Annotated in this window: 11 protein-coding genes; 6 read left to right on the plus strand and 5 right to left on the minus strand. The window is 66.2% G+C overall.

The annotated features are described in order from the left end of the window. Positions 1-167: 167 nt before the first annotated feature. Positions 168-1,397 (plus strand): tyrosine--tRNA ligase, encoded by a 1,230-nt coding sequence (gene tyrS / locus IB258_RS27640; protein ID WP_192353472.1) that lies wholly within the window; start codon positions 168-170, stop codon positions 1,395-1,397. A gap of 72 nt (positions 1,398-1,469) precedes the next feature. Further along, entirely contained in the window at positions 1,470-2,123 is a 654-nt protein-coding gene (locus tag IB258_RS27645; protein ID WP_054458397.1) for a YbhB/YbcL family Raf kinase inhibitor-like protein, read from the plus strand. Between the two features lie 63 nt (positions 2,124-2,186). On the opposite strand, the gene IB258_RS27650 is transcribed toward IB258_RS27645, so the two are convergent. After that, a complete protein-coding gene (locus IB258_RS27650; protein ID WP_054458399.1) occupies positions 2,187-2,822 on the minus strand; it encodes a LysE family translocator in 636 nt (211 codons plus the stop codon). Between the two features lie 205 nt (positions 2,823-3,027). Between IB258_RS27650 and glyA the strand changes: the two genes are divergently transcribed. Together glyA and nrdR are read left to right on the plus strand one after the other, a co-directional pair. Beyond that, on the plus strand, positions 3,028-4,278 hold the full coding sequence (gene glyA / locus IB258_RS27655) for a serine hydroxymethyltransferase (protein ID WP_054458401.1): 1,251 nt from the start codon (positions 3,028-3,030) through the stop codon (positions 4,276-4,278). A 206-nt stretch (positions 4,279-4,484) separates the two neighbouring features. Next, complete coding sequence (gene nrdR / locus IB258_RS27660) at positions 4,485-4,964, plus strand: transcriptional regulator NrdR (RefSeq protein WP_013391422.1); 480 nt, start codon at positions 4,485-4,487, stop codon at positions 4,962-4,964. Between the two features lie 73 nt (positions 4,965-5,037). Here nrdR and IB258_RS27665 read toward each other — a convergent pair whose 3' ends face one another. Both IB258_RS27665 and IB258_RS27670 read right to left on the minus strand, forming a co-directional pair. Then, positions 5,038-6,003, minus strand: coding sequence for a GlxA family transcriptional regulator (locus tag IB258_RS27665; RefSeq protein ID WP_119450702.1), 966 nt, complete (start codon positions 6,001-6,003; stop codon positions 5,038-5,040). 17 nt (positions 6,004-6,020) lie between these two features. Continuing rightward, a complete protein-coding gene (locus tag IB258_RS27670) occupies positions 6,021-6,584 on the minus strand; it encodes a cysteine hydrolase family protein (protein ID WP_054458405.1) in 564 nt (187 codons plus the stop codon). A 178-nt stretch (positions 6,585-6,762) separates the two neighbouring features. Here IB258_RS27670 and ribD point away from each other — a divergent pair, with 178 nt between their 5' ends. Continuing rightward, entirely contained in the window at positions 6,763-7,914 is a 1,152-nt protein-coding gene (ribD, locus tag IB258_RS27675) for a bifunctional diaminohydroxyphosphoribosylaminopyrimidine deaminase/5-amino-6-(5-phosphoribosylamino)uracil reductase RibD (RefSeq protein WP_370539862.1), read from the plus strand. Here ribD and IB258_RS27680 read toward each other — a convergent pair. Both IB258_RS27680 and IB258_RS27685 read right to left on the minus strand, forming a co-directional pair. Then, positions 7,911-10,391 carry a hypothetical protein gene (locus IB258_RS27680; RefSeq protein WP_192353473.1) on the minus strand — a complete coding sequence of 827 codons (2,481 nt, stop codon included), beginning with the start codon at positions 10,389-10,391 and terminating at the stop codon, positions 7,911-7,913. The genes ribD and IB258_RS27680 overlap by 4 nt on opposite strands. Further along, on the minus strand, positions 10,378-11,538 hold the full coding sequence (locus IB258_RS27685; RefSeq protein ID WP_225590534.1) for a DUF3142 domain-containing protein: 1,161 nt from the start codon (positions 11,536-11,538) through the stop codon (positions 10,378-10,380). Before IB258_RS27685 ends, IB258_RS27680 begins: the two co-directional genes overlap by 14 nt. A 232-nt stretch (positions 11,539-11,770) precedes the next feature. Between IB258_RS27685 and IB258_RS27690 the strand changes: the two genes are divergently transcribed. Continuing rightward, positions 11,771-11,923, plus strand: a complete 153-nt coding sequence (locus IB258_RS27690; RefSeq protein WP_156337471.1) for a hypothetical protein — start codon at positions 11,771-11,773, stop codon at positions 11,921-11,923. The last annotated feature ends 228 nt before the right edge of the window (positions 11,924-12,151 follow it).

A 12,151-nucleotide genomic window follows, 5' to 3' on the forward strand; every position in this document is an offset into this window, starting at 1 on the left:
CGGGGCGCATCTTGTGAACAACGGGGTGTAAACCGGACCACAACTGCGTATAGATGGCAATTGCGTATGATTAGGGCGGTATCCTAGCTGATTCGGCTAGAATTTTCGATAGTTTTCGTCACTTTTTACACCTTTTTATCGGCTGAAGCCGAGTTGGTCCCCCTGCCATGTCATCCTCAGAAGCCCCGATTACCCCCGAAGTCGAAGCAGACCTGCGTATAGCGAAGCGCGGTTGCGATGAGTTGCTGGTCGAGTCCGAATTCGCCCGCAAGCTGGCCAGGAGCCGCGCCACGGGCGTGCCTCTGCGCATCAAATTGGGGTTGGATCCGACCGCGCCGGACATCCACCTGGGTCACACGGTGGTGCTGAACAAGATGCGCCAGCTGCAGGACATGGGCCACAACGTCATCTTCCTGATCGGCGATTTCACCTCCACCATCGGCGATCCCAGCGGCCGCAACAACACGCGCCCGCCGCTCACGCGTGAACAGATCGAGGCCAACGCCAAGACCTATTACGCCCAGGCCAGCCTGGTGCTGGATCCGGCGCGCACCGAGATCCGCTACAACTCCGAGTGGTGCGATCCGCTGGGCGCGCGCGGCATGATCCAGCTCGCGTCGCGCTACACGGTCGCGCGCATGATGGAGCGCGAGGACTTCACCAAGCGCTTCAAGGGCGGCATCCCGATCTCGGTCCATGAATTCCTGTATCCGCTGATGCAGGGCTATGACTCGGTGGCGCTGAAGTCCGATCTGGAGCTGGGGGGCACCGATCAGAAGTTCAACCTGCTGGTCGGGCGCGAGCTGCAAAAAGAGTATGGACAGGAGCCGCAGTGCATCTTGACGATGCCGCTGCTGGTCGGGACGGATGGCGTAGAGAAGATGTCCAAGTCCAAGGGCAACTACATCGGCATTTCGGAGTCGCCCGATTCGATGTTCGGCAAGCTCATGTCGATTTCCGACACGCTGATGTGGCGCTACTTCGAGCTGCTGTCGTTCCGCTCTCTGGAAGAGATCGCGGCGCTCAAGCAGGAGATCGATGGCGGCCGCAACCCGCGCGACGCCAAGGTCATGCTGGCCCAGGAAATCATTGCGCGCTTCCATTCCGCCAAGGCTGCCGATGACGCGCTGGCCTCGTTCGAAGCCCGTTTCCGCGACGGCGCGATCCCCGACGACATCCCCGAAGTAAACATCGGCGGCGCGCCGGTGGGCATCCTCAAGCTGCTGCGCGAAGCCGGCCTGGTGGCTTCCGGTTCGGAAGCGCAGCGCAACGTGGAGCAAGGCGGCGTGCGCGTCAATGGCGACCGCGTGGAAGACAAATCGTTGCAATTGCCGGCGGGGACTTACGTCGTTCAGGTGGGCAAGCGCAAATTTGCGCGTGTTAACTTGAACCCATGATTGCGAAGTTTTGATACGCTGAGGGTACAGACAGGGGCAGTGGGGCCTTTGCGGCACATCAAGGAGCACGACATGAAACTTTCGAGTTTGTCCTTTTCCGATAACGAGTCGATTCCCGAACGCTACGCCTTCGGCAGGATCGATGCGCAATCGCACGTCGCGCTGGCAGACAACTTCAACCCGCAGTTCTCCTGGGACGAAGTTCCGGCGGGCACGCAGTCGTTTGCCTTGATCTGCCATGATCCCGATGTGCCCTCCGAACCCGACGACGTCAACCAGGAAGGCCGCGAGGTGCCGGCCAGCCTGCCCCGCGTGGACTTCTTCCACTGGGTGCTGGTCGATCTGCCGGCCGACCTGCGCGACATCGAGGAAGGCGCCTTCTCCAGCGGCATCACGCCGCGCGGCAAGGGCGGCCCGCTGGCGCCGATGGATGCGCGCCAGGGCATCAACTCGTACTCGTCATGGTTCGCCAACGATCACGACATGAGCGGCGACTACTTCGGCTATGACGGCCCGTGCCCGCCCTGGAACGACGCCATCCCGCACCGCTACGTCTTCACCCTGTATGCGCTGGACGTGCCCACGCTGAACCTGCAGGGTTCGTTCACCGGCGAAGACGCGCTGCGCGCGATCCAGAAGCACGTGTTGGCGCAGGCGTCGTTGACCGGCACCTATACGCTCAATCCGAAACTGGCTCCCAAGCAGATCGGCGCCACCTCGGCCTGATTCGCCGCGCCACAGAAAGGCCGCAGTCTTGCGACTGCGGCCTTTTTTCATCGCCGAAAAGATTCAGCCCGTGGCGCGCTTGAGCCGCAGCAGCGCCAATCCAAAAGTGATGAAGATGGCGCCGACCAGGCGGTTGATCCAGGTCACGATGCGGGGTTGGCGCAGCAGGCGCCGGGCGCGGTGGGCCAAGGCGCCATAGGCCAGCAGCGACACCAGCGACATGCCCGTGAAGATGCCCGTCAGGATGAAGAACTGCGGCAGCAAGGGCTCGGCCGCGTTCAGGAACTGAGGAAACAGCGCCGTGAAGAACAGAATGGGCTTGGGGTTCAGCGTTGCAACCAGCGCGGCTTCCGAATAGAGCCGCCCGGCGCTGCGCGGCGCCAGCGCGGCGGCGTCTGCGGGCGGCGCAATGTTCGAGCGGCCCAGCAGGTGGCGCAGGCCGATGTAGAGCAGGTACGCCGCGCCGGCCAGCTTGAGCAGCATGAACAGCATGGCGGACGATTGCAGCACCACGCCCAGTCCCAGCATGGCGGCGGCCGACAGCAGGAACAGCCCGGTGACATTACCCAGGGTGGAGGGCAGCACGGCCCGCCATCCACCCGCCGCGCCGTTACGGATGGCCAGCATGGTGGCCGGGCCGGGGCTGACGACGCTGACCGCAGCTACTAATGAGTAGGTTATGAGCGTGGCGCTTTGCATGAAAGTTTCTCAAGTCGGATTGAGACGGCTTTTCCGGCCGCGGAGGATGGCGTGGTTTTCGCGCCCATGCCGGGAATTTTGCCCGGGTTCCCTGCATTTTGGGAGCATTTGATCCTGTCCGACGGGGTAAACTATCCGTCATTCTCCGGGTTTACCCACCCGGGCGCAGTTTTCTCCTCTCTTACCGCCTCAGGAACCCCCCGTCATGTTTGACCGCAACCTCACCTTGTCCAAGGCTGACCCGGACGTTTGGGCCGCCATCCAGAAGGAAGACGTCCGCCAGGAACAGCACATCGAGCTGATCGCCTCGGAGAACTACGCCAGCCCGGCCGTCATGGAAGCCCAGGGCACGCAGCTCACCAACAAGTACGCCGAAGGCTATCCGGGCAAGCGCTACTACGGCGGTTGCGAATACGTGGACGTGGTCGAGCAGCTGGCCATCGACCGCCTGAAGCAGATCTTCGGCGCCGAAGCCGCCAACGTGCAGCCCAACTCGGGTTCGCAGGCCAACCAGGGCGTGTACATGGCCGTCCTGAAGCCGGGCGACACCGTGCTGGGCATGAGCCTGGCCGAAGGCGGCCACCTGACGCACGGCGCGTCGGTCAACGCCTCGGGCAAGCTGTACAACTTCATCTCCTACGGCCTGGACGAAAACGAAGTCCTGAACTATGACCAGGTCGAGCAACTGGCCAAGGAGCACAAGCCCAAGCTGATCGTGGCTGGCGCCTCCGCCTACGCCCTGCACATCGACTTCGAACGCATGGCCCGCATCGCCCGTGAAAACGGCGCGCTGTTCATGGTCGACATCGCCCACTACGCCGGCCTGGTCGCTGGCGGCGCCTACCCCAACCCGGTTCCGCACGCCGACTTCGTCACGTCGACCACGCACAAGTCGCTGCGCGGCCCGCGCGGCGGCGTCATCATGATGAAGGCCGAGCACGAGAAGATCATCAACTCGGCGATCTTCCCCGGCATCCAGGGCGGTCCGCTGATGCACGTCATCGCCGGCAAGGCGGTGGCCTTCAAGGAAGCGCTGGAACCTGCCTTCAAGGACTACGCGCAGCAAGTGGTCAAGAACGCCAAGGTGCTGGCCGACACGCTGGTCAAGCGCGGCCTGCGCATTGTCTCCGGCCGCACCGAAAGCCACGTCATGCTGGTGGACCTGCGTTCCAAGGGCATCACGGGCAAGGAAGCGGAAGCCGTGCTGGGCCAGGCCCACATCACGGTCAACAAGAACGCCATCCCGAACGACCCGGAAAAGCCCTTCGTGACCAGCGGCATCCGCCTGGGCACGCCGGCCATGACCACGCGCGGCTTCACCGAAGCCGAAGCCGAGCTGACCGCCAACCTGATCGCCGACGTGCTGGACAACCCGCGCGACGAAGCCAACATCGCCGCCGTGCGTGCAAAGGTCAACGAACTGACCTCGCGCCTGCCGGTCTACGGCAAGAAGTAAGCGAGCAATCCCTGCGGCGGGCTGTGGCCCGGCCGCAGCGGTCTACCAGGGACGGCCCCGCAAGGCGCCGTCCCTTTGTTTTCGGGCGGCTTGGCGCCGCCTGGTAAAAAATACGGGGGCGGATTAGCCCGTATTGGCGCTGGCGGCCGGACGCCTCGTTACAATATGCTCAACTATTGCCCCCTCAGTGCCTTTAGGGATCACACATGCGGTGTCCATTTTGCGGCAATGCCGAAACGCAGGTCGTAGACAGCCGGGTCTCCGAAGAAGGCGACGCCATACGCCGTCGCCGTCGCTGCCTGTCCTGTGACAAACGTTTCACCACCTATGAACGGGTGGAGCTGGCCATGCCCTCCATCGTCAAGCGCAATGGCAGCCGCAGCGACTACGACCCCGGCAAGCTGCGCGCCAGCCTGAGCCTGGCGCTGCGCAAGCGTCCCGTCAGCACGGAAGACGTGGACGCCGCGGTCGCGCGCATCGAAGAGCAGCTGCTGGCCAGCGGGCTGCGTGAAGTGCCCAGCGAACACATAGGCGAGCTCGTGATGAACGAACTGCGCAAGCTCGACAAGGTGGCATACGTGCGCTTCGCTTCGGTCTACAAGAGCTTCGAGGACATCGGCGAATTCGTCGAAGCCATCCGCGAGATGCAAGGACCGCTGTTGCCGGGCAAGCTGCGCAAGGACTAGCAGGGCTCAGGTTCAACCGATCCGCGGCCGGCTGGCCGCATGGAAGCTGGAAAATGACGGCGCTGCGGCGCCGTCATTGCATGGTGGGAGCCGTACGCGCCAGGCTGGGCGTCAGCGGCTGGAACTTGCGCCAGACGCGGCGCATGTGCTGCGCCGAGCCGAATCCCGACTTTTCGGCCACGCGTTCCAGGTCCAGCCGGGTATCGCGCAGCAGGTCGCGCGCCAGCGCCACGCGTATCTGATACAGGTAGTCCATCGGCGTGCAGCCCGCGTGTTCGCGGAACAGCCGCGTCAGATGGCGCGCGCTGGTGTGTGCCTGGTCCGCCAGCGATTGCGCCGACCAGGGCGCCGCCGGATCACGGATGACCGCGTCCTGCACCCGGTGCACGCCTGGATGCAGGTGGCTGCGATGGTCCAGCCAGGGCGACAGCGTGGAATCCGTGCCGGCGCGCCGTTGGTAGACCACCATGTCGCGCGCCGTTTCGCTGGCCACGCGCGGGCCGCAATGGCGCGACACCATGTGCAGAGCCAAATCGATGCCGGCCGTGATGCCGGCGCTGCTGACCAGTTTGCCGTCTTCGACGAAGATGCGGTTGTCATGCAGCCGCGCGCTCGGGTCAATGCTGGCCAGCTGTTCCAGGCAAGTGTGGTGTGTGGTGCAGTCGCGCTGCCGCGTCAGGCCGGCGGCGGCGGCGAACAGGGCGCCTGCGCACACCGTCATCAGCGTGAAGCCGTCCACCGGATGGCGGGCCGCGAGCCAGTCGATGATGGCGCGCGAGTCGGGGTCGTCCAGGCGCGTGGGCTTGCCCACCACGCCGGAAATGATGACCAGGGCTTCGGGCGGCAGGCTGGCCGGCAAGGCTTGGATATGAGCCAGGTGCAGGCCCGGCAGGCCGCTTTCGACTTCCCGGGACGGGCCGCAGAAATGCTGTTCGAAGGCCCCGGGAACCAGCTTGTTGGCGACGCGGAAGGCCTCCGCGGGGCCTGCCACGTCCAGCAGCACGACGCCCCGCGTCAGCACGAAATACACTGGAACCATGCGGCCCTCCGCCAGTGTCAGGCCGCCAGCGCGTCGGCCGCGCGTGCGATGCGGGCAAAACGCCCTTGCAGCACCAGCTCGGTCCGGTCGCGGATCTCGGCCGGCGTGTAATGCTGGCCGGACGGGCTCTGCATGGCAAAGGTCAGGGTGGCGTCCGTGGGGAACACCACCTTGTAGCCGGCGTCGCTGGCGTGGCGCGAGGTGGTTTCGCAGCACTGTTCGGTGCGGATGCCGCTGACGATGATGCCTTCGATGCCGTGCTTCACCAGCCAGTCCTGCAGGCTGGCGCCGTCCGCGTCTTTGGCGTAGAGCGAGGAATGCACGGTCTTGTGGAACACGGCGGTGGGCTCGATGCGCAGTTCCTTGAGCGTCTTGACGTGGCCGGAGGCCATCGAGAAGGGGTTGGCGGGGTCGTTCGACACGCTGGTGTGGAACACCTGCAGCACCGGAATGTCGCGGGCCTGGGCGGCGTCGATCAGGGATTGGATCTGTTCCACGAACGCAGGGTACTCGGCTTCATCCCAAAACGGACGTTGCCGGAAAGAGTCTTGTACGTCGATGACGATCAGTGCTTGTTTCATGGATCGCGCTCCTGGAGGGCGAATTTTAGGGGTGTGCAGCTATTTTTACTGCAATCCGGCGTGGCGGCGAGTGCGGCGAAAGACGGCCATCGGCCTAAAACGGACATTGGCCGCCGCTGTCCCGTGGACCCGCTGCCGGACCGCCTGCCCGCCCTGCGGCGGACATACAATCCTGGACATGATGATTCCCAGCGACAACGACGACATTTTCTGGATGCGCCGCGCCCTGGCGTTGGCGCAGGCCGTCATGTACACCACCGCGCCCAACCCCCGGGTCGGCTGCGTGATCGTGCGCGGCGGACAGCTGCTGGGCGAAGGCGCCACGCAGCCGCCGGGCGGCCCGCACGCGGAAGTCTGCGCCTTGCGCGACGTCCAGGCGCGCGGTGAATCCGTGGAAGGCGCCACGCTTTACGTCACCCTGGAACCCTGCAGCCATTTCGGCCGCACGCCGCCCTGCGTGGACGCTGTGCTTGCGGCCCGGCCGGCGCGGGTCGTGGTGGCCATCGGCGACCCCAATCCGCTGGTCAATGGGCAAGGACTGGCGCGTCTGCGCGATGCCGGGATCGCGGTGACCACTGGCGTCTGCCGCGCGGAGGCGCTGGCCATCAACGCGGGTTTCATCTCGCGCATGAGCCGCGGCCTGCCGTGGGTGTGGATGAAGATGGCGGCCTCGCTGGACGGGCGCAGCGCGCTGCATAACGGCGTCTCGCAATGGATCACCGGACCCGAGGCTCGCGCCGACGGACACCGCTGGCGCGCCCGCGCCTGCGTGGTGCTGACCGGCATGGGCACCGTGCTGAAAGACGATCCGCAGCTCAATGTCAGAGGCGTGGACACGCCCCGCCAGCCGCGCAAGGCGGTAGTGGACGGCCGTTTTGAAATCCCCGAGGACGCGCGGTTGTTCGATGGCGCCGAGGTCATCATCTTCACGGCTCGCGAAGATGCCGCCAAGGCCGTGCGCCTGCAGGCCAGGAACGCCCGCGTGGTGCTGCTGCCGGGCGAGGCGCCGGGCCGGGTCGATCTGCCGGCGATGATGCGCTGGCTGGCGCAGGAACAGTTCAACGAGGTCCACGTCGAAGCCGGCGCGGGCCTGAGCGGCGCGCTGGTCGCCGCGGGCTGCGTGGATGAACTGCTGCTGTACCTGGCGCCGGTGCTGCTGGGCGACGCCGCCGGCATGGTCCGCCTGCCCATGCTGGAGCACCTGGACGGCGCCCGCCGCTATGAATTCATCGAGACCGCGCCGGTGGGCGCAGATCTGCGCGTGCGCGCCCGGGTGGCCGACACCTGGAATCAGCTGACGCGGCGGGTGGAGCTGCCTGAGCTGTCTTAGGCGCGGCGCCGGCCCGTGCGCGCCGCGGTGTAGCGCCAGGCCAGGATCGTGGCAGCGCCGCCGGCCAGGGCCAACAACGCGGCCGCCAGCAGCAGGCCGGGATGGTCGCGGCGCAGACGTTCCCACGATTTTCCGGCCTGCGTGTAATGGAACCAGGCAGCCGCCTGGAAATCGGGCGCGGCGCATTCGCGGCCGAAAGAGCCGCTGAACGGCACCTGCGCGCCGTGTTCTATATAGCGGCGGTAGATCGTGGCGGCCAGTTCCGGGGAGTCGTCGATGATGTAGCGGGCGCCCTGGCACAGCACGGCGGCGTAGGCTTGCGAGCGGCGCGGCAGCTCGTCGGACGCGCGCAGCGCATGATTGGCCGCGATCTCGCGGTAGTGGAAGCGGGTGTAGGGCTGCGCTTCGCTGGCGGCATAGCGACGGCGTTCCTCTTCGGTGACAAACGGGCCCGGCAGCGCGGCGGCGGCACGCAAGGCCGGCGTGTCGGGCGTTCCGGCATCGTCATCCTCTGCCTTCCAGCCTGGGACCGCGCTGCGTCCCGCGCCATAACTGGTGTTGCCGCCATAGACCGCAAAATCCGGCTCCTGTTCGTAGCCCATGATCTCCATCCCGTCGCGCCGCGCCAGCCGCGAAGCTTCGTACCAGGCTTGCGCCCGTGATGTGCGGCCCCAGGCGCTCCCGGCACGGCGCAAGGCCGCGCCATACTCCGCGGCGAGCCGGCGGGTTTCCTGCAGACGCACTTCCCACTTGCCGTCGACGCTTTCCAGCGTGGCGTAGCGGGCGTCCGAATCGGCGGGGAAATAGGGCAGCGCCAGCTCGATCGAACCTTCGCGCACCATCCGGCGCGCCAGCAGCAGGCGCAGGCGGTCGGATGCGGTGATGGGATGCTGCCTTACCCAGTCGTAGAAATTCTGCGGATCGCGCGGCACGGACCTTGCCGGCGCCGGAGTGGCGGGCGCATGCCGGTCCACATAGGACTTGAGTTCGGCGGTGGTCAGCACGCGCTCAGCGACGTAGGCAGCGTCATTCCAGTACGGGGTGGATAACCAGAAGCCTCCGGCCGGATTGGCCGGATCGTCCTTCACGGTGGCGTGCAGTAGTTGATCCAGCGCCTCGACATACTGGCCGCGCGACAGCGTCAACACGCCTTGTTCGCCCAGCAGGCGCGCCGCGCCGACAGCCTCCAGGCTGCCGTCGGCGCGCGGAAACGCGCGTGCAGCCTGGGCATAGGCCTGGGCCGCCGCCTGCGTATCGCCTTGCCGCAGCGCCAGCTTGGCGCGGACCCACCAGGCCAAGGCCGTGTCCAGCCGCGCGGCCAACGTCTGCGCTAGCTCGTAGCGGCCGATGCGGTAGGCCAGCGCGGCTACGCGGTCGGCGTCCGGCACCTGCTTCAGGTCCTGGGTTTCCAATGCCGCAACCAGCGATTGCAGCGCCGGATTGGGTGTGACGTCATGCCCTTGCGCCGCATCGGCCAACCCCACCTGGCCAGTCGTATCGTAGGCGGCGTACGGATCGCTGGCGCTGTCCAGCCTGCCATCGACGATGTCGCCGACCCTGGCCAGCGCGTAGGCCACCAGCAGGCGTTGCGCGACTGGATCGTCGATCAGGCGGCGCGTGCGCGCCGGATCTTCCAAGGCCCATTCGGCCAGCATGCGCAGCGATGCATTGCCGCTCGCGGAGTCGCGCGCGGCCTGTTCGGCATAGAGGCGCAGCGCATGCTTTAGCGAGGCCGCGGGAATGGCGTCCATGCAGGGCTCGGCATTGACCAGCTCCATATAGCTGCATTGCCCCTGCGGCCCGGCGAGGAACAGGCGCGCCTCCTGGCCGTAGCTGGCAACGGCCAGGCCCAGCGGGTCCGGCGCACCGTCGCGCGCCAGTTGCCGCACGCGGCCATAGGCTTGTGCTGCGGCCTGCCGCTGCGCCTCGGCGTCGTCAGTGGCTAACTCTGTCTCGTCCCCGATTTCTGCCAGCATATAGGCGGCCCAGACGCTGCGTGGCGCGGCCTGCTGCGCCGGCAACTGGAGAATGGCGCGGTAGCGGGCGCGCGCCTGCTCCAGCAGGCGGTCGGTGTCCGGCGCTTCGCGGGCGGCATGGGTGTCGACCGCGGCCGCGGTGTAAAGACGCACCGCTTCCGGCAAATCGGCGCCCAGCGCATAGGCCCGGTCGCCATCGGCTTGCGCGCGCATGGCGCGAGCCGTGGTCCGCTGCGCCGGCGTGAGCGCGGGATCGCGGTCTTCCGGCAGGGCGTTTTGCAGATAGCTGCCGTCTGGCAATTCATAGGCTTCGCGGGCTCGCAGCGCATCGCTGGCGTCCACGAGGCGCGCGGTTTCATAGCTGAAAGCGTTGGCCGGCGTCGCACGCAGCGTAGCCGCGCGGTCGTCGAGCAGCTGGGCGGGGAACTCCGGCCCGCAGGCGATGACGATACCGGCTCCCGTCAGGAGCAGCAGCGCCGCAAGCGATTTACGGTTGTACATGGAAGCTCGTGGGCCCGTTTTCACAGCGTATCCAGCCTATGTTGCGTTGGCCGCCGGCATGCAGCAGGCCATTCTGGGAGCGGCGCAGGAAGGCGCCGCTGGAATCATGTTCGAGGGTATAGCCATTGATGCCGTCGGCCGCGCGGCAAGCGCCTTGCCAGCGGATCGCGAAGGGCAGGGCTGCGTCGGCATTGCCGCCGTTGGCCAGAATCAGGTCTTGCGCGCCGCTGCCGCCTGCTGCGCGCGCCGTGACGGACAGCGCCGGCGACAGGGGCTGGCGCGTCAGTACGGCGCGCCAGGTGGCCAGGCTCCAGGCGCGTTCGTCGCGCGCGGTGGGCAGGCGGAACCAGACGATGCCCGCCAGTCCGCGCGGACGGGCGCGGTGGATCTCATCGATGAAAGCCGCCATGGCTGCCGGGGTGGCCACCAGTTCGCTGGCGCGGCCGCCCGGCAGCAGGGCGGGGCGTTCGCTTTCGACCGCGGCGATGCTGCCGTCGTCGTTCCAGCTTACGCGGCTGCCATAGGTGGCCAACGCCACGCGCCATGGCCGCTGGGTGCGGTCCGCGAACGCCGCCAGCCAGGCGCTTGCGCGCCTGGCATTGAACAGCCCCTGTTCGGGACTCAGCACGGCGTGGACCTGCAACACGGCTTCATCGGGAATCCGCAACAGCGCGTCGAGCCCGGCGCCGCCCAGCCATGTCGGCAACGCGGTTATCGACAAAGGCAGATCCGGTTCCAGGCCCTGCTTCAAGGTCTCCAGGAACGTCGCATAGGTGGGCAACTTGGAGGTTGGGCAGTCGTAGTCGATTTCGATGCCGGCCAAGCCGATACCCGCGCTTTCCCATGCGCCGCGCGCGGCGTTGATCCGCGCAAGCACTTCCGCGGCGGGCAGCGCATCGGCGCGACCGTCCAGGCGGAAAACCATGATGACGGGACGTTTGGCCGCGGCCAGTGCGGCCAGATCGGGCGCAGCAGTGAACCACCTGCCATCCGGGTTCATTTCCGCCATCAGCACGCGCCATGCCCGCACCACGTCGGCACTGTCGGCCAGCGCCTGGCTGACCGGCGGCGTCCAGACGCGTTGCCAGACATAGGCGTCGGCCGGCAGATCCGCCTGCTTGCCGCAAGCGGCCAGAAGCAGCAGCAAGACGCTGCAAAGCACTGCGCGACAGCGTTTGACGAGGACCTTCATGCGGCGGGTCAAAAATCGGAAAATTATGATGTGGCGATGGCGATGGGCGGACGACAGGAAGCGAACCAAATGCGCGGCGCGTTTCGAATGCGTGATTCTATCGCCGCCGCAAGGGGTATTAGCACTCTGCGTTCGCGGCTGCCAATCGCGCAGACCTCCGTAATCCGTGGCTTGCAGGCGATTCGCGATGCGCCAGCGCTATCGATATGCCATCAAGTTTGCGCAGGTTTGCGTGGTTGCAGCGCGTGTCTATTGCATGAATTTGAAAGCGCGCGACACGACTATTTTTGGCCTTGCGTTAAATGAATTGCCACAAAAACGTCAATTGGCTTTAGCATAGGCACATGACTTGGCGCCACGCACTGATGGACTACACCGTGCAATGCCACGCGCCCTCGTCACCACGGATCCTCGTGCAGCGTCATCGGTGCTTTTCACAACCGGACCTGCACGCTGCTGAACGAAGACGCTACGCGCCGTTCAGACCGTCCGCTGCCATCGCACAGCGGGCGCAACGGGTTTATGCCCGCATCATAAAAATCCCTGGGACATCGCTCTTCCCTTCAAA

Origin of the sequence: Achromobacter sp. ACM02, assembly GCF_014851605.1 — a bacterium.
In the GTDB taxonomy this organism is placed as follows: Bacteria; Pseudomonadota; Gammaproteobacteria; order Burkholderiales; family Burkholderiaceae_B; genus Achromobacter; species Achromobacter aegrifaciens.